General features: G+C 64.2%; 17 protein-coding genes. 11 read left to right on the top strand and 6 right to left on the bottom strand.

Annotated elements, in window-relative coordinates:
• Positions 1-79 precede the first annotated feature (79 nt).
• Genes FOY51_RS01265 through FOY51_RS01285 form a run of 5 tightly spaced genes read left to right on the top strand, consistent with a single transcriptional unit; the run spans position 80 to position 5572 of the window.
• The gene (locus FOY51_RS01265) at positions 80-2314 is read left to right on the top strand and encodes a hypothetical protein (RefSeq protein WP_149428387.1); all 2235 of its coding nucleotides are present in this window, start codon (positions 80-82) and stop codon (positions 2312-2314) included.
• A gap of 42 nt (positions 2315-2356) precedes the next feature.
• Positions 2357-3325, top strand: a complete 969-nt coding sequence (locus FOY51_RS01270) for a glycosyltransferase (protein WP_149428822.1) — start codon at positions 2357-2359, stop codon at positions 3323-3325.
• A 3-nt stretch (positions 3326-3328) separates the two neighbouring features.
• Positions 3329-4267, top strand: coding sequence for an NAD-dependent epimerase/dehydratase family protein (locus FOY51_RS01275; protein WP_149428388.1), 939 nt, complete (start codon positions 3329-3331; stop codon positions 4265-4267).
• Positions 4268-4280: 13 nt separating this feature from the next.
• Positions 4281-4745, top strand: coding sequence for a GtrA family protein (locus FOY51_RS01280; protein ID WP_149428389.1), 465 nt, complete (start codon positions 4281-4283; stop codon positions 4743-4745).
• On the top strand, positions 4742-5572 hold the full coding sequence (locus tag FOY51_RS01285; RefSeq protein WP_149428390.1) for a glycosyltransferase family 2 protein: 831 nt from the start codon (positions 4742-4744) through the stop codon (positions 5570-5572). The genes FOY51_RS01280 and FOY51_RS01285 overlap by 4 nt, the downstream gene beginning before the upstream one ends.
• A gap of 7 nt (positions 5573-5579) precedes the next feature.
• Here FOY51_RS01285 and rfbB read toward each other — a convergent pair whose 3' ends face one another.
• Positions 5580-6584 carry a dTDP-glucose 4,6-dehydratase gene (gene rfbB / locus FOY51_RS01290; protein ID WP_149428391.1) on the bottom strand — a complete coding sequence of 335 codons (1005 nt, stop codon included), beginning with the start codon at positions 6582-6584 and terminating at the stop codon, positions 5580-5582.
• Between the two features lie 437 nt (positions 6585-7021).
• On the opposite strand from rfbB, the gene FOY51_RS01295 reads away from it, so the two are divergent.
• Positions 7022-7762: a DUF8020 domain-containing protein gene (locus FOY51_RS01295; RefSeq protein WP_149428392.1), complete on the top strand. Its 741-nt coding sequence runs from the start codon at positions 7022-7024 to the stop codon at positions 7760-7762.
• A gap of 65 nt (positions 7763-7827) precedes the next feature.
• Here the strand turns inward: FOY51_RS01295 and FOY51_RS01300 are convergent, their stop codons facing one another.
• Positions 7828-8802, bottom strand: coding sequence for an alpha/beta hydrolase (locus FOY51_RS01300; RefSeq protein WP_149428393.1), 975 nt, complete (start codon positions 8800-8802; stop codon positions 7828-7830).
• A 158-nt stretch (positions 8803-8960) separates the two neighbouring features.
• On the opposite strand from FOY51_RS01300, the gene rfbA reads away from it, so the two are divergent.
• From rfbA to FOY51_RS01315, 3 genes are read left to right on the top strand one after another with little or no spacing between them, the layout of a single operon-like run.
• Positions 8961-9836, top strand: a complete 876-nt coding sequence (rfbA, locus tag FOY51_RS01305) for a glucose-1-phosphate thymidylyltransferase RfbA (RefSeq protein WP_149428394.1) — start codon at positions 8961-8963, stop codon at positions 9834-9836.
• A gap of 2 nt (positions 9837-9838) precedes the next feature.
• Positions 9839-10426 carry a dTDP-4-dehydrorhamnose 3,5-epimerase family protein gene (locus FOY51_RS01310; protein WP_149428395.1) on the top strand — a complete coding sequence of 196 codons (588 nt, stop codon included), beginning with the start codon at positions 9839-9841 and terminating at the stop codon, positions 10424-10426.
• 11 nt (positions 10427-10437) lie between these two features.
• A complete protein-coding gene (locus tag FOY51_RS01315) occupies positions 10438-11352 on the top strand; it encodes an MBL fold metallo-hydrolase (protein WP_149428396.1) in 915 nt (304 codons plus the stop codon).
• On the opposite strand, the gene FOY51_RS01320 is transcribed toward FOY51_RS01315, so the two are convergent.
• Positions 11290-11727 (bottom strand): DUF4267 domain-containing protein, encoded by a 438-nt coding sequence (locus FOY51_RS01320; protein WP_214633041.1) that lies wholly within the window; start codon positions 11725-11727, stop codon positions 11290-11292. The genes FOY51_RS01315 and FOY51_RS01320 overlap by 63 nt on opposite strands.
• 87 nt (positions 11728-11814) lie before the next feature.
• Here FOY51_RS01320 and FOY51_RS01325 point away from each other — a divergent pair, with 87 nt between their 5' ends.
• The gene (locus FOY51_RS01325; protein WP_149428398.1) at positions 11815-12384 is read left to right on the top strand and encodes a TetR/AcrR family transcriptional regulator; all 570 of its coding nucleotides are present in this window, start codon (positions 11815-11817) and stop codon (positions 12382-12384) included.
• On the opposite strand, the gene FOY51_RS01330 is transcribed toward FOY51_RS01325, so the two are convergent.
• On the bottom strand, positions 12373-13185 hold the full coding sequence (locus tag FOY51_RS01330) for a DUF72 domain-containing protein (RefSeq protein ID WP_149428399.1): 813 nt from the start codon (positions 13183-13185) through the stop codon (positions 12373-12375). The genes FOY51_RS01325 and FOY51_RS01330 overlap by 12 nt on opposite strands.
• A 74-nt stretch (positions 13186-13259) precedes the next feature.
• A complete protein-coding gene (locus tag FOY51_RS01335; protein WP_235916019.1) occupies positions 13260-14708 on the bottom strand; it encodes an MFS transporter in 1449 nt (482 codons plus the stop codon).
• An 88-nt stretch (positions 14709-14796) separates the two neighbouring features.
• Between FOY51_RS01335 and FOY51_RS01340 the strand changes: the two genes are divergently transcribed.
• The gene (locus tag FOY51_RS01340) at positions 14797-15204 is read left to right on the top strand and encodes a MarR family winged helix-turn-helix transcriptional regulator (RefSeq protein WP_235916021.1); all 408 of its coding nucleotides are present in this window, start codon (positions 14797-14799) and stop codon (positions 15202-15204) included.
• Here the strand turns inward: FOY51_RS01340 and FOY51_RS01345 are convergent.
• Positions 15201-15728, bottom strand: coding sequence for a DUF4282 domain-containing protein (locus FOY51_RS01345; RefSeq protein ID WP_149428400.1), 528 nt, complete (start codon positions 15726-15728; stop codon positions 15201-15203). The two genes, FOY51_RS01340 and FOY51_RS01345, sit on opposite strands and share 4 nt — an antisense overlap.
• Positions 15729-15829 lie beyond the last annotated feature (101 nt).

The raw sequence follows: 15829 nt of genomic DNA on the forward strand, positions 1-15829 counted from the left end.
GAGGCGCAAGCTAAGGTCACATGTCGTTACCAAATGCAAGCGTTGCCCACGCTAGCCTTGCCACGCAAAAGGAAGCTTTGTGATCTCCACGCGTCACACCTCTACGCGCACCCAGCGCTGGGCGTGGGGCGCAGCGGTCGCCGCGGTCGTCTGCATCGGATTCGGCGCGTTGCTGCTGCACGATCACCGCTACTTCTACCTCGACGATTCCGAGTCGGGCGCTGTGGGCAACTGGATCCAGCTCGGCCATATCTTGAGGTCAGGGCACTTTCCGTCCCTCGTGCTCGACCAGTGGATGTCCGGAAACTACCCAGTCGAGGGGCAGGGCGGGCTGTGGAATCCAGTCCAGATGCTGATCAACTTCATCGCCCCCTCGGTCGACGACATGGCCCTGCTGGCCGCAGGCGTCAAGCTGTTCTTCTCGATAGTGCTGGGCTGGGGCATCTTCCGGGTCGCCAACGAATACGGCGCGCATCCGGCATGGGCGGCCGTGGCCGGCGCGAGCGCGCCGTTCGCCGGATTCACTCTCTACTTCGAGCAGACGTCGTGGGTGACGTCGCTGATCGGGGCAGCATGGGTGATCCAGGGCTGGGCAAGCGGCATCCGATATGCGCGCGGCAAGTCGGGCCCGATTCCCATGTTTGTCTTTCTCTACCTCGCGATCAGCGTCGGCTACGTCCACGCCGCCCTGATGGCCGGGGTGGTCACCGCCTGTCTGATGGTCGGCGAGGGCGTGTACTCCGGCAAATGGCTGCCGTCGCTTCGGGTGGCCACCGTCGGCGCAGCCGCAGCTGCCGCGGGCGCGATCACCTTCCTTCCCGGCGTGCTCACCTCCGCGGTGACGTGGCGAACCGGCGCCGACGGCGTCTACAACGACAACTTCCTCACCGCACCGTGGTCCGAGACCATCACCGCCTCCATCCCGACGTCGGTCACCAGCATCGAATCCTGGTCCGGCGAAACGACCGTCGCCCCGATCACCTACATCGCCTGGTTCGCCGTTCCCGCACTTGCGTTCGTGGCCTGGAAGTCGATCGGGCCTGCGATGCGCGAACTGACGGCTCCACTCGCCGTCCTGGTCTGCGTCTTGCTGTTCACCGCGGGGCCCAGCGACATCGGCCAGATCCGATGGCCTGCGCGAGTCCTGCCCTTCGTCGCGCTGGCGGCCTTGATCCTGATCGCCGTGGTGGTCAGCCGATTCGGCACGCTGAGACCCCTCAAACCGCGGCTGCTGGCGGCCGGACTGATCATCGTGGTGCTGGTCTTGCGCGCCGGATCGTCCGGTCCACAGTTCATGGGCAGACATCTGGTGGCGGGGCTCGCGATGGTCGCCGCCGGAGTGGTGGCGTTGTACTTCGCCAAGCGGTTCGGCGCCGCGGGCATCGCCGGGGTGCTGCTGATCTCGATCGTGCCCGTCGCGCTCTATCAGGTGAGCACCTACACGCCCGTCTTGATCAATTGGCAGCTCCCACAAAGTCAATCGGCAGCCAAGGCCGGTTTCCCCGACTATCAGGGCACCACTCTGCAGCTGGGCGATCGCAGCCTGATCCGGATGGGCCCGCACAGCCGAGAAATCCCTTGGCAATCGCAGGTGTACGGCAACTACGCCAAAGATCTGAACCTCAGTTACGCCAACGCCTACACGCCCGTCGGTCATCAGGCGTTCGGGACGCTGCTGTGTATGGGCTTCGACGGATCCACCTGCAAGGACGCCTACAAACGGGCCTTCACGGTCGACCGCTACACCGGTCGGACATTCGTCGATCTGATGCAGGTCGATCGCGTGGTTCTGCAGAAGAAGCAGTACCCCTTCGCGGATCGCAAGCCTGCGCCGCTGGGCTGGAAGTGGGTGACGCCGCCGCTGGAGGCCGGCAAGTTCACCTATGTTCTCGAGCGGGTCGACGGCCCGGTGTCGGGCAAGGGCAATCGCATCGCGACGACGGTCAACGCGCAGGCGACGCCGATCTCCTCCGACGCCAACCACGAGCACGCGACAGTCAGCTCGCCGACCGGTGGCAGCGTAGTCTTCTCCCGGCTGGCGTGGCCGGGCTACACAGCGACCCTGAATGGCAAACCGCTGACCACGAAGGGCCTCGGCGACACCTTCCTCTACGTCGACCTGCCACCCGGAACTCGCGATGCCGACCTGGCGATCACGTTCCGGCCGCCGGGCCAGCGCATCGGCCTGGCCGGGATCGCCGCCGGTCTTGTCGTGGTGGCGGCACTGACGGTGATCGACTTCCGGCAGCGTCGACGAACCCGTCGAACACCCGAGTCGGCTCCCGCTCCGGTGCCGACCGAGCCGATAGGCTGACCTGTTGTGACGGCCCCAGCAACGCACGCGCCTGCGCATCGCATCTCCGTGGTGATTCCGGTCTACCAGGGCGAGCGGACGCTGGGCTCTCTCGTCGCCGAACTGGAACCGCTGACCCAGGCGCGGTCCACGCCGGGTGGCCGTCGCATGGTGGTCGAAGAAGTGCTGTTGGTCTTCGACCACGGTCCGGACGGTTCGGCCGACGTCATCCGAGCGCTCGCCCGCGAACACACGTTCATTCGGCCGATCTGGCTCAGCCGTAACTTCGGGCAGCATCCCGCGACGCTGGCAGGAATGGCGTCGAGCGGCGGTGAATGGATCGTGACGATGGACGAGGACGGTCAGCACGATCCGGCCGCGATCGGCGGACTGCTCGACACCGCGTTGGACGAACAAGCCACCGTCGTCTACGCCCGTCCGACCAATCCGGCACCGCACGGAGCGCTGCGTAATTCGGCGTCCAAGACATCGAAGTGGTTTCTGGCCAAGGCACTTTCCGGCGGCGAGTCGACGAAGTTCCAGAGCTACCGCCTGGTTCTCGGCGAGGTCGGCCGATCCCTTGCCGCGTATGCCGGATCGGAGGCGTACCTCGATGTCGCCCTCGGCTGGATCGCGGGCGAGGTGGTGAGCAGTCCGGTGGCGCTGCGGGCCGAAGAGGGACGCCCCTCGGGCTATCGGCTGCGCACACTCCTCTCGCACTTCTGGCGGATGGTCCTCTCCAGCGGCACCAAGGGCCTGCGGCTGGTCAGCCTGATCGGGGTGTTGTTCTCGTTCTGCGGTCTGGTGATCGTGGTGTACGTGCTGATTTCATACATCTTCTTCGACGTCGGCGACGAGGTTCGCGGTTGGGCCTCGACGATCGTCGTGCTGCTGTTCGGTTTCGGCGCCGTACTGTTTTCGCTCGGCGTGATCGCCGAATATGTCGGTGTCGCGGTCAAGACGGCGATGGGCAAACCGCCGTATCTGATCGTCAGCGATCCCGCGCAGGGACCGCTCGGCCGTCGTGAGTAGACGATGACCGCTCCCACCTGGCTGGTCGGGAGCGGCGGACTGCTCGGCGGCGCGCTCACGAGGGAACTCGGACGACGCGGCAGCCTGCCCACCACCAGCGCGGTGCCGTGGCACAGCACGGAACAGGCACGCGCGGTGCTGACGGCAGATGCCCGGCGGTTCATCGAGCGAGTCGGCGACGGTCCGTGGCGGTTGGTCTGGTGTGCGGGCGCAGGTGTCAACGGCACCAGCGTCGAGGCGTTCGCGGCCGAGCACGGCTTGCTCGGCGCGGTGCTCGACGAACTCGCCGACGCAGCAGGCGGACGCGCCGACCGCGGTGTGGTGTTCCACGCGTCATCGGCAGGCGGCGTATACGCGGGAGCCCTCGGTGCGCCGTTTTCCGAACTGAGTCCCGTTGCACCCCTTGGTGATTACGGTCGAGCCAAACTCTCTGCAGAGGAAATCGTCAACGCCTTCGGGCGACGGACAGGTGCGACGACGGTGATCGGCCGTATCGCCAACCTGTACGGTCCGGGCCAGAACCTGGAGAAGCCGCAGGGGTTGATCTCGCACCTGTGCCGCGGTTATCTGATGTCGGCGCCGGTAGCGATCTACGTTCCGATGGACACGCTTCGCGACTACCTCTACGTCTCCGACGCCGCCGAAATGGTCGCGGACGCACTCGACGTTGCGGGCACGCATCCGGGCGCGACAGCGACCAAGATCTTCGCGTCCGGGACCACCGTCACCATCGGTGCAATTCTCGGTGCCTGCCGCACGGTGTTTCGACGTAAACCCAACGTCATCCTCGCTGCATCGAAGTTGGCAGCCGTCCAGTCGCAGGACCTGCGGCTCCGCTCGGTGATCTGGCCGGAGATCGATGCCCGAACGTTTCGCACCTTGCCGTCCGGAATCGCGGCAACGCTGGAGGCGACGCGCGACGCGCTCTCGACCGCGCGATGACGGGATGCCTTCGATGACGGAAAGCAGCCACACTCCGCCGGCAGGCATGACCGGCGAAACCGGGCCGCTGATCCGGCTGTTCAAGAATCAAGCGTTCGCCTTTCTGCTGGTCGGAGCGTTCAATACCGCGCTCGGCACGGTGTGGTTCATCGGCTGGCAACTAGCGCTGGGTGATCGTTTCGGCTACCACTTCGCGATCGTCGCCGGGTACCTCTGCAACGTAGCGTGCGCGTTCGCCATGTATCGCTACCTGGTATTTCGGGTCCGCGGGCATTTCTGGCGCGACCTGTGGCGGTTCATCGTGGTGAACTTCGGTGCCTTCGCGATCAATCTGGCGCTGATGACGCTGGCCGTGTCGGTATTCGGCTTCCCGCCGATTCCGGCGCAGATCGCGATCACGGCCGTCACCGCAACCATCAGCTTCTTCGGCTACCGAGACTTCTCCTTCGACAGGAAGAAAAGGGCAGACACCAGATGAGTCCACGGGTATCCGTCGTCGTTCCCGCGTACAACAACGCGGACTACATCGCCGAGACGATCGAATCGATCCTCGCGCAAACCTACGACGACTTCGAGGTGATCATCGGCGATCACACCTCCGACGACGCCACCCTGGACGTGGTGCAGCGCTACGCGGACGATCCCCGCATCACCGTCATCACCACCGAAGCCGGTGGCGGCGCGAAGCGGAATTGGGATCGCGTGAGCCGGGCCGCGTCGGGCGAGTTGCTCAAGCTGGTGTGCGGCGACGACATCATCTACCCCACCGCACTCGCCGAACAGGTCGCAGCATTCGACGAACACCCATCGGCGGTATTGGTTGCCTCGCAACGCAAGCTGGTCGACGCCAAGGGTGGCACGGTGATCAAGGCGCGTGGTCTGGGCGGGCTGTCCGGGCTGGTTTCCGGCAGGGTGGCCGCACGCAGTGCCGTGATCGCGGGCGCCAATATCTTCGGTGAGCCTGCCTGCGTGATGATGAAGCGCAGTGATCTGGCGGCTGTCGGCTGGTGGGACGACACGCACCCGTACCTGATCGACGAAGCCACCTACGTCGACGTTGCGCTACGCGGTGATTTCGTTGCAATCCCCAAGGCGCTGGCGGCGTTTCGCATCAACGCGGGCCAATGGAGTGTGCGCCTCGCGACCCAACAAGCCGTGCAGGCCGCAGCCTTTCACAAGAAGCTGCGCGATGCGGATCCGACGCTGCTCTCGAAGTGGGACGTGCGGTTAGGCGACGCCAAAGCGCTTGCCACGTCGTTCATGCGGCGGGCGGTGTACATCCTGCTCAGTCACCGGATGAAGTAGGCGGACTTCAGACTGCGGACTCACCTTGCGCCACATACGCCTGCTCGGTTGCATCTTTCTTGGGTCGCCACCACTGCTCGTTGTCGCGATACCACTGCACGGTGGCGGCAAGGCCTGCGCCGAAATCGCCGAACTGCGGCGTCCACCCCAACTCGTTCCGCAAGAGGCTGGAGTCGATGGCGTACCGCATGTCGTGGCCAGGGCGATCGGTGACGAAATCGAAATCCGACTTGTCACGGCCGAATGCCTCGAGGATCTGCTCGACGACGGTGCGGTTGTCGAGCTCGCCGTCGGCGCCGATCAGATAGGTCTGCCCGATCCGGCCGCGTTCCAGGATCGCCCACACCGCTCGGTTGTGATCGTCGACGTGGATCCAGTCGCGGACGTTGCGCCCTTCGCCGTACAGCTTGGGGCGCACTCCGTCGATCAGATTGGTGATCTGACGGGGAATGAACTTTTCCACGTGCTGATACGGCCCGTAGTTGTTGGAACAGTTCGACAGCGTCGCGCGCACACCGAACGACCGCGTCCACGCGCGAACCAGCATGTCGCTGGAGGCTTTGGTCGCGGAGTAAGGGCTGGACGGGTTGTACGGCGTGGATTCGGTGAACCTGTCGGGATCGTCGAGCTCCAGATCGCCGTAGACCTCGTCAGTGGAGACGTGGTGATAACGCACATCGTGGCGTCGAACCGCCTGCAGCAGTGAGAATGTCCCGACGATGTTGGTCTGGACGAACGGCCACGGGTCGGCGATCGAGTTGTCGTTGTGCGACTCAGCCGCAAAATGCACCACAGCATCGACGCCGCTGACCAGTTCGTCGACCAGATCCATGTCGGCGATGTCGCCATGGACGAAGTCGATTTTGTCCGCCACCGTGTCCAGCGAGGCACGGTTGCCCGCATAGGTCAGCGAGTCCAGCACCGTGACAGTCACATTCGGGTGGTCGGCAATGCTCTGGTGAACGAAGTTCGCGCCGATGAAGCCTGCGCCACCGGTGACGAGCAGCCGCATCGTTACCTCCGTCGTGTCGCCGTGTCAGTACCTAGCGAGACGATACCCGCCCAGCTCTCGTAGCTCTGGGACGGTGATCGTTTCCCGAACCGTTGACGGGATCGAGACATACTGGACAAGCCGCGTTATCCGACCGCCGCTACACCGTGATCTGCGCCTCACGCCCGAGAAGGCTTGCCGGACAGCAAATCTGCAGGTCACGTGGTGCGGCTCGGCGAGTCGAACACCGGCGGTGTAACGACAGTTACACCTCTGCATCCAAAGCGTTCACCTTCCGGACACCAGCCATTCTTCAACGCATCGTTATATCAACCCGTCGAACCGGGTGCGAGCAAACCATCTGCACAACCCACATCGACCGATCGGCATGCAACAGGCCCCAACGGTCGCCGCCGCTCGTCCCTGTCGGATCAGCCCGAAACGAAGGACCTCGCACAATGAAGCTCAACAAGCTCGCCGCTACGGCGGCGCTGGTGATCGCCTCGATCGGCATCGCCAGTGGCACCGCAAACGCCGCTCCCGCCCCGGCTCCGGCCGCTCCCGCGGGCCAGGACCTGGGCGTCGACGTGCTGCCCGGTGTTCACTACTCCGCAACCAACAACGGCAAGTCGGCCGTCATCACGGCCGCCGCAGGCACGCTGACTGTCGAGAACGGCAACTTCGAGGTCAAGGACGCAACCGGCAAGGTCATCGCCGGCACTCCGCTGACCGCCCAGATCGGCGACATCTCGGTGCCGATCGACGCCAAGGTCTCCGGCAACACCGCGACCATCACCCCGGACGCCAGCCGTGGCGTCTTCCACCCGGTCGATCTGCCTTTCCAGGACACCGCGCCGTGGAAGACCCCGTACGACCGTGAGCAGGCCGCCTGGAACCGCCTGAAGGACACCATCTCGACCGGTGCCGCAGTCGGCGCCATCGTCGGTGCGATCTTCGCAGGCGGCGTCGGCTGCCTCATCGGTGGCGTTGTCGCCGGTGGCGGCACCGCAGTCGGTTCGTTCGGCTTCCTTGCCGCACTCGGCATTCCGGCCGCGATCATCGGGTGCATCGGTGGCGCGGTTGTCTTCGCCCCGCTCGGCGCCCTCGGTGGCTCCATCCTGATCGGTGCACCGGTCGCGATTGCTGCTGCAGTGCAGTACTTCACGACGATCAACGCGCCTTTCAAGCCCGCGAAGTAACCGCTTCACACTGAGCCAGGGGCTCCCTGCCACGTCACGACGTGGTCAGGGGGCCCCTTTCTCGTTCATGCAGACTGCGCGACGACAACCTGCTCGATACGAGCACGAATGAATCGCGCGACATCCGCAAGGGCCCTACGGCTTTCCGGCAGCCCGGGCAGCACGCTGACGAACGCGTGTACCTGCCCGTCCCAGATCTGAAGTTCACAGGGCACCCCAGCCTCGGTCAGCCGTGCGGCCATCACCTCGGAATCGATGCGAAGGACCTCCCCTTCCGCGGCGATCAGCAATACGGGCGGCAGTCCCGCAAGCGCACCGTTGATCGGCGACGACGCAGAATCGATGACGCCGTCCACCGCCGCCCCGTACTTGCCGAGCTCGACGAGGACGGCTGGGGTGACAATGACATCGCGGCGCGCGTTCGAATGCGCGAACTTGGTGGTGCAATCGAGATCGAGCCACGCCGACAGACCGACTAGGCCTGCAGGCGACGGCAGTCCGGCAGCGATTGCCGCCAAGGCCGTCTGGAACACCAGATAGCCACCCGCGGAATCGCCTGCGAACACGATCTTCTCGGGGGCGACGCCCCGCTCGAGCAGCCAGCGATACGCGGTCACGCAGTCCTGCACGGAGCCGGCGAAGTCGGTCCTCGGCAGCTGGCGATACGCAACGCTCACCACCGACATCCCGGTGCGCTTGGCGATGCTAGACACGATCGGGCGGTGCGTATTGAGCCCGCAGCACATGAACCCGCCGCCGTGGAAGTACAGCACCGTCCCATCCGCCAAGGGGCGGGCCCGTCCCAACGCGCGGACAACCTCGGCGCTGAATCCGTTGAGCTGCAATCGCTCACGCGTGATACCCGTCGGCTGTGGCCGCAGACCCGCGACGGCTTCGATCATCGCCGCGGTGCGAAAGCTCTGACCGTTGATCGGAGCGGCCATGACGACCGGCTTGATGCCCCAGCGAAATGCCTCATACGCCAGCCGCGACTGGGAGCTGCGACGAACTGTCTGCGCGTGACGCTCGATAACCGACATCTCAGTCCCATTCGTATCCGGAGCGCCCAGCTTCCCGTTCCAAATATGGAACAGCGAGAACTGCTCGGGTCGACAATGACATTCTCAGCCAATGTACGACCGAATCTGGGATTGCGCGGCTGTTTCGCTTTCGGGACTTCGCCTGGGAGACTTCGAGAATGCGCGGAATCATCCTGGCAGGCGGTACCGGCTCTCGGCTGCACCCGATCACGCTCGGCGTGAGCAAGCAGCTTGTCCCGGTCTACGACAAACCGATGATCTACTACCCGCTCTCCACCCTGATCCTCGCCGGCATTCGCGACATCCTTGTGATCACCACACCCGGTGATGCCGAATCGTTCGGCCGCTTGCTCGGCGACGGTTCACAATTCGGCGTCAGCATCACCTATCAGGTGCAAGAGGAACCCAACGGCCTCGCGCAGGCATTCGTGCTCGGCGCCGATCACATCGGTGACGATGGCGCCGCATTGGTGCTCGGCGACAACATCTTCTACGGGCCTGGCCTGGGTACGCGACTGACCCGTTTCGACGGGCTCACCGGCGGAGCGGTTTTCGCATATTGGGTGTCGGAACCGAGCGCGTACGGCGTGATCGAGTTCGACAAGTCGGGTACCGCCGTCTCCCTGGAAGAGAAGCCCGCCAAGCCGCGGTCCAATTTCGCCGTTCCCGGCCTGTATTTCTACGACAACGACGTGCTCGCGATCGCGAAGGATCTGAAGCCTTCTGCGCGAGGCGAATACGAGATCACCGACATCAACCGCGCCTACCTCGACGCAGGCACTCTTCAGGTGGAGGTACTCCCCCGCGGAACCGCCTGGTTGGACACCGGAACCTTCGACTCCCTCCTCGACGCCTGCAACTACGTCCGCACCATCGAAGAGCGGCAAGGACTCAAGATCGGTGTCCCCGAGGAAGTCGCATGGCGTCGAGGATTCATCGACGACGACGGGCTGCGCACGCGCGCCGAGCAATTGGTGAAGTCCGGCTATGGCACATACCTACTGAATCTGCTGGAACGCGGCAGGGATTGGTGACGATGGAGATTCGCGAACTTTCCATAGCGGGGGCGTACGAGTTCACGCCGAAACAGTTCGGCGACGACCGCGGCGTCTTCCTCGAATGGTTCAAGAGCAGCGAGTTCACCGAAGCCGTCGGCTCGCCGTTGGAGCTGAAGCAGGCGAACTGCTCCGTCTCTGCCGCCGGTGTTCTCCGCGGCATCCATTTCACGGATGTGCCTCCGGGCCAAGCAAAGTACGTCACGTGCGTTCGCGGTGCCTTCCTCGACGTCGTCGTCGACCTCCGCGTCGGATCACCGACGTTCGGCAAGTGGGACTCGGTCCTGATCGACGATGTCGACCGACGCGCGGTGTACCTGTCCGAGGGTCTCGGCCACGCCATCCTCTCGCTCGAAGACGGCTCGACCGTGATGTACCTGTGCTCGATCGAGTATTCGCCCGGTCTCGACCACGACGTACATCCACTCGATCCAGCACTCGCCATCGACTGGCCGACGGTCGGCCGGAACGGCGACAAGCTCGAATACGTGCTGTCCGAGAAGGATTCGGCGGCACCGTCGTTGGCCACGGCCGCAGAGCGTGGCGTGCTGCCGACCTGGACCCGGTAGGGGCGTGCGCCATGTGCTTGACCTGCCTCGGTTCGGCGATGATGGCAACGCCAGGGATCGCTGCGCCGGAGATATTTCCCGATCACGCTCCGGCGCCTCGGTGGCTGGGCGATAACGCACCGACGGGATCGATCACCTGGACCGGATGCGCGGGACTTGTTTTCGACGTCGATGGCCAGCGCATCTGCTTCGATCCCTTCGTCAGCAACCCCGGTGTGGTGGATACCTTTGCGCGCCCGGCACGTTCGGACGAACGGCGCGTGCGCGCCGCCTTCGGTGACGTCGCTGCCGCATTCGTGGGGCATACCCACTGGGATCATGCAATGGACGTGGCCACCGTCGCCGCCGATGGCGCCGACATCTACGGCAGCGCGACAACCGTCGAAGTCTGCAGGCGACAAGGCGTGGCCGAGTCGCAGTTGCACACCGTCCGCGACGGCTCCCGGGTGACTGTAGGGCCTTTCACTGTCGATGCGATCGCGTCGCGGCATGGGCTGGTGCCGATCGCCAACAAGATCGACGTCATCGAACTTCGCGGAAAAGGGCTGCCGCGCAGCCCCTTCCGCTGGCCGCGCGGCGACGTGTTCGCGTATCGACTCGAAGTCGGCGGGACGAGCGTGCATATCCAGACCAGCGCAGGCATCGAGGACGCCCCACTGCAACGGCAGCAGCCTGTCGACATCCTGTTCGCGTGCCTGGCCGCACGGCAGGGCACCCCCGACTACTTCGATCGGCTCGCAGCGACGCTGCAGCCCAGGGTGCTCATTCCGTGCCATCACGACAACTTTCTTGTCTCGCAGGACAAGCCGCCGCGTCCGGTCGCTCGGCTGGATTGGCCTGCGTTTCTCGATGTTGCCGCTCGACTACAGCGCCGCTACGGAACTCGACTGGTCCAGTTGCCGCGCGGTGTCGCTGTCGCGTTCTGAGGTCCGGTACAGCAACGCCGCTGTGAACAGCACGAACAACGCTGTGGCGGTGTGTACGCCAAGTGCAGTGGCAATGCTGCCGTGGTGGGAGAGGACGTTGATCGCGTCGCCGAAAGGAATCAGCGAGACGACGCCTAGAGCGATCGCGAGTGCTCGGTGCTCGCGAGCGGCGATCAGAGCAAACACCACCAGACCGCACACCAGGTCACGAGTGCCTTTCACTGCATAGAAGCCGTCGGCGTCGCCCCCCGGCCAGCGTGGGAACCCGAACCCCGTGACGATGGACCCAGGAACGATCAGATAGCTCAGACCGATATATGCGATAAAGGCGCCACCGAGTGCGGCGAGCCAAAGTGCGACAGTGTGCAGTTTCATGTTCTTCTCCATATCTAGCGCTGCTAGCAGACAAGTCGACAGTAGATCTAACTATGCCTTCTTGTCTAGCGGTGCTAGAGTCGAGGAATGTCGATACAGGAGAGACGTACCCGTGAACGAGGGCTGCGCCAGCAGTTGATCATCGCCACCGCGCGCGAGCTGGCCGAGAACGAGGGCTGGGATGCGGTGACTACACGGCGACTTGCCGAGCGAATCGAGTACAGCCAGCCTGTGCTCTACAGCCATTTCGCCGGTAAGGACGAGATCGTCGAAGCCGTTGCGGTGGAAGGATTCGTCGAGTTGACCGGTGCGCTGCGGCTGGCTCGTCGATCGGTGGACGACCCCCACGAATCGCTGGGGAAAGTCGCGAGCGCCTACGCGGATTTCGCGAATGCGAATCCCGCCCTCTTCGATGCGATGTTCACGCGCACGACTCGACTACCGTTCGGCGCTGACGCGACACCAGCACCGCTCATCGCGGCATTCGGAGAAATTCAGGCCGCCGTTGCGCCCCTGGCCGGGGACCGCGACGTCGAGACCCTCACCGAGGTGTGGTGGAGCATGCTGCACGGCTTGGTGACGCTGGGCCGCGACGGCCGCCTACGACCGGACTTCGCCGACCGGCGGATGGCACTGGTGACGCAACTACTCGGCTAGTCGTTCTCGCAACCCCATTGCGTCGTAGGGAGATCGAACCTTGACGTCGTTGTCGAAGTACACGTAGCCGTCGCCACCCGCTGTCCAGGTACGCAGCTTGTCGGCCCAGTTGCCGAGCGCCTCGTCGGTGTAACCGCTGACGTACATTTCCTCGGCGCCGTGCATTCGGGCGTAGACGAAGTCGGCGGTCAGGTCCTCGAAGTACGGGTACTTGCCCGCCGAGTCGGCAATGACCAAGGCAATGTTGTTGGCCCGCAATATCTCCGGCACGTCGGGAACGGCGAAGCTGGGACTGCGAACCTCGATGGCGTGGCGTAACGGCCTGTCGGCATCGGTCGTCGTCCACGCCCGGTCGGCAACCTTGTCGCCATGGCGGCCGGCGAATTCTGCTGCAGCCGCAGTGGTTTTGGGCAACTGGGCGGCGAAGGCAGCCAGCGTGTCGGCATTGAATGCCAGGTTCGGTGGCAGCTGCCACAGCAACGGTCCGAGCTTGGGCCCCAACGCGAGAATGCCGGAGGCGAAGAACGTGGCAAGCGGCTCGTCGACGTCGACGAGCCGCTTCATGTGCGTGATGAATCGTGGTGACTTGACGGAGAAAACGAAATCGTCGGGGGTTTGCTCGGACCACTTGAGATAGCTGCTCGGCTTCTGCAGCGCGTAGAACGAGCCGTTGATCTCGACCGAGTCGAGCCGTTGCGCCATGTACTCGAGTTCGCGTCGATGGGCCAATCCCTTGGGATAGAACGAATCCCGCCATGGCGGATACACCCAACCCGATGTCCCGACGCGAATCATGCTCATACGCTATCGCGACTACGCTTCGCGCAGGTGAGCGTTTAATTGGTCCCTGGACCAACTAAACGCTCACCTGCGGGCTACGCCCGCTTGCGGACCAACGTCACCAGCAAACCTGCAAGGGCAACGCAGGTGACGAAGATCAGGCCCGGCTTGTAGCTGGCCAGCATGTCCGCTGCCGACCCGGTGCCCGTGCCGTGCGCCGAGATGATCGCCGTCGTGACAGCGAGGACCAGCGCCGCGCCGACCTGCGCCGACGACTGGACCAGTCCCGCCGCCAGCCCCTGCTCCTCATCCTCGATGCCGTTGGTCGCCTGCACGTTGATCGCCGGGAAGGCAAGGGCGAAGCCAACTCCCAACAGCAATGCGGTCGGCATGATCGCCAACGCGTAGATCGGATGCGTGTCGACCCGAAGGAACAACACATAGCCCAGGGTCATCGCCGCGAGGCCCGCAATGATGAGACGCGGAGTACCGACGCGGTCGATCACGCTGCCTGCGAACGGCGCGCTGAACGCCACCAGCAGACCGGTCGGCAGCAAGGCCAGCGCCATGTGCAGCGGCGACCAGCCGAGCGTGTCCTGGAAGTACAGCGTCACGATGAACTGGAAGCTCGCGAAGGAACCGAACAACCCGACGATCGCCAGGTTTGCCCGCACCAGCGTGCCGTTGCGCAAGATGCCCAGTCGAACCAGCGGATGCGCCACCCGCTTCTCCACCGCGATGAACGACGCGAACAGCACCACGACCAGAACGAACGAGCCGAGCGTACGAGCGCTCGCCCACCCAGCCTGCGGGGCCGACACCACGGTGTACACCAGCAGCAACATCCCGGCGGTGGACAGAATCGCACCAACGATGTCGTGCCCGCCCTCGGCCTTGGTCGTGTCCTTCGGAATGAGGAAGTAGCCCATGACCAGCGCGATGATCGCGATCGGAACGGGGAGCAGGAACGTCCACCGCCAGCCGATTCCGGTCATCAGACCACCGAAGACCAGGCCGAACGAGAACCCACTCGCACCGAACACGGTGTAGATGGAGAGCGCCTTGTTCCGCGCCTTACCTTGCGCGAACGTCGTGGTGATGATGGAGAGACCGGTCGGAGCCGTGAACGCAGCGGAGAGTCCCTTGATGAATCGAGTCGCGATGAGCAGCGGACCGTCGTCGACGACTCCACCCAACAACGACGCGACCGCGAAGACCGCCAACGCGATCAGGAAGACCCGGCGACGGCCGAGCAGGTCGGCGGTGCGGCCGCCGAGCAGCAGCAAGCCGCCGTATCCCAGAACGTAACCGCTGATCAGCCACTGCAGGGTGGATGTCGTCAGGTTCAGTTCGGTACCGATGGACGGGAGTGCGACGCCGACCATGGAGACGTCGAGACCGTCGAGAAACAGCACGATGCAGAGCGCGATGAGGGTCCCCCACAGCCGGAGGGGCCATTTCAGATTGTCACTCGCCGAAGCAAGCGTCGAGTTGCCGTCCGGACCTACCGGACGAGCATCCGAGATCGTTGTCGTGGAAGTCATGCTGACAGACATTACATGCGTACGCATTAAATGCAACCGCAATAAATGCAGTTGCATCGACGTACGGACCAGGGCTAAGATGGCGGCCATGGCTGATCTCTCGACGATGAGGGAGCATTCCGATACCCGCACCGGCGACCCGCTGGTCAACGAGTGGCGGGACCTCCTGACCAAGCACTCCAACGTCTCCTGTGCGCTGGAGAAAGCACTGCAGGACGAGCACGGAATCGGCGTCAGCGAATTCGAGACGCTCGACCGATTGATCGATGCCGGTTGCAGCGAGTACCGGATGAGCGACCTGGCCAACGACATCTACCTGAGCCAGAGCGCCCTGTCCCGCACGGTGGCACGACTCGAGCGCGACAAGCTGGTCGACCGGACCATGTGCTCGACGGATCGTCGTTCGATCTTCGTCTGCCTCACCGACGCGGGTCGCGCACTCCACGCGCAGGCGCGCGTGACGCATCGCGCGGTGTTGGCGAACAACCTGGGCTAACGCTTCTTGAAGCGCCAGAACTGCACTGCACGAACATCTTCCGAGAGTTGACTCATCGGAACGGCCACTTCGTTGAGCGACGTGTGAATGTCGTCGGCCAGCTGACTCATGTGCGTCACCTTGGAACCCAGCCGGTTGATGCTGATCAAGAACTCCAGCAGCAGGCGCACCGTCGCCGCCATCGACAACGCGAGCAGCGGAGCGACGAAAACCAAGAACAGCACGCCGAGGAAGACCGAGAACTGGAACACCGCGACGGACAGAGCGACCGGTACCGCGATGGACATCAGCAGAAAGAGTACGTAGACGACGGGGAGCAACGTCCTGGTCGACACCCGGCGGAATCGGATGTCCAGCAGGCCGCGCATGGCGGTGAACAACCAGTCGCGAACTCCGGACAGCGCGTCGGTGCGCACGAGGACAGGATCATGGTCGGGCTCGGCGTCCGCGTATTCCTCCCACTCCTCCTCGTATTCAGCCCACTCGGCCTCTTCCGGGGCCTCGTACTCCGGCTCTTGCGTCATGAACCGAATACTCCCCTCCTACGCGACGATTTGCGAATGCGTAGACGATCAGGAGCCGATTCGGTGGCACAATTCACGCGGCCGATGCCGCCACGGCACCG

The organism is Antrihabitans cavernicola (genome assembly GCF_008297975.1).
GTDB lineage: Bacteria > Actinomycetota > Actinomycetes > Mycobacteriales > Mycobacteriaceae > Antrihabitans > Antrihabitans cavernicola.

What these genes read in the sequence shown, in the direction of transcription:
- FOY51_RS01275 (WP_149428388.1), top strand. Translation starts at nt 3,329, where the DNA reads ATGACCGCTCCCACCTGGCTGGTCGGGAGCGGCGGACTGCTCGGCGGC.
- FOY51_RS01280 (WP_149428389.1), top strand. Translation starts at nt 4,281, where the DNA reads ATGACGGAAAGCAGCCACACTCCGCCGGCAGGCATGACCGGCGAAACC.
- FOY51_RS01285 (WP_149428390.1), top strand. Translation starts at nt 4,742, where the DNA reads ATGAGTCCACGGGTATCCGTCGTCGTTCCCGCGTACAACAACGCGGAC.
- rfbB (WP_149428391.1), bottom strand. Translation starts at nt 6,584, where the DNA reads ATGCGGCTGCTCGTCACCGGTGGCGCAGGCTTCATCGGCGCGAACTTC.
- FOY51_RS01295 (WP_149428392.1), top strand. Translation starts at nt 7,022, where the DNA reads ATGAAGCTCAACAAGCTCGCCGCTACGGCGGCGCTGGTGATCGCCTCG.
- FOY51_RS01300 (WP_149428393.1), bottom strand. Translation starts at nt 8,802, where the DNA reads ATGTCGGTTATCGAGCGTCACGCGCAGACAGTTCGTCGCAGCTCCCAG.
- rfbA (WP_149428394.1), top strand. Translation starts at nt 8,961, where the DNA reads ATGCGCGGAATCATCCTGGCAGGCGGTACCGGCTCTCGGCTGCACCCG.
- FOY51_RS01310 (WP_149428395.1), top strand. Translation starts at nt 9,839, where the DNA reads ATGGAGATTCGCGAACTTTCCATAGCGGGGGCGTACGAGTTCACGCCG.
- FOY51_RS01315 (WP_149428396.1), top strand. Translation starts at nt 10,438, where the DNA reads ATGTGCTTGACCTGCCTCGGTTCGGCGATGATGGCAACGCCAGGGATC.
- FOY51_RS01320 (WP_214633041.1), bottom strand. Translation starts at nt 11,727, where the DNA reads ATGAAACTGCACACTGTCGCACTTTGGCTCGCCGCACTCGGTGGCGCC.
- FOY51_RS01325 (WP_149428398.1), top strand. Translation starts at nt 11,815, where the DNA reads ATGTCGATACAGGAGAGACGTACCCGTGAACGAGGGCTGCGCCAGCAG.
- FOY51_RS01330 (WP_149428399.1), bottom strand. Translation starts at nt 13,185, where the DNA reads ATGAGCATGATTCGCGTCGGGACATCGGGTTGGGTGTATCCGCCATGG.
- FOY51_RS01335 (WP_235916019.1), bottom strand. Translation starts at nt 14,708, where the DNA reads ATGACTTCCACGACAACGATCTCGGATGCTCGTCCGGTAGGTCCGGAC.
- FOY51_RS01340 (WP_235916021.1), top strand. Translation starts at nt 14,797, where the DNA reads ATGGCTGATCTCTCGACGATGAGGGAGCATTCCGATACCCGCACCGGC.
- FOY51_RS01345 (WP_149428400.1), bottom strand. Translation starts at nt 15,728, where the DNA reads ATGACGCAAGAGCCGGAGTACGAGGCCCCGGAAGAGGCCGAGTGGGCT.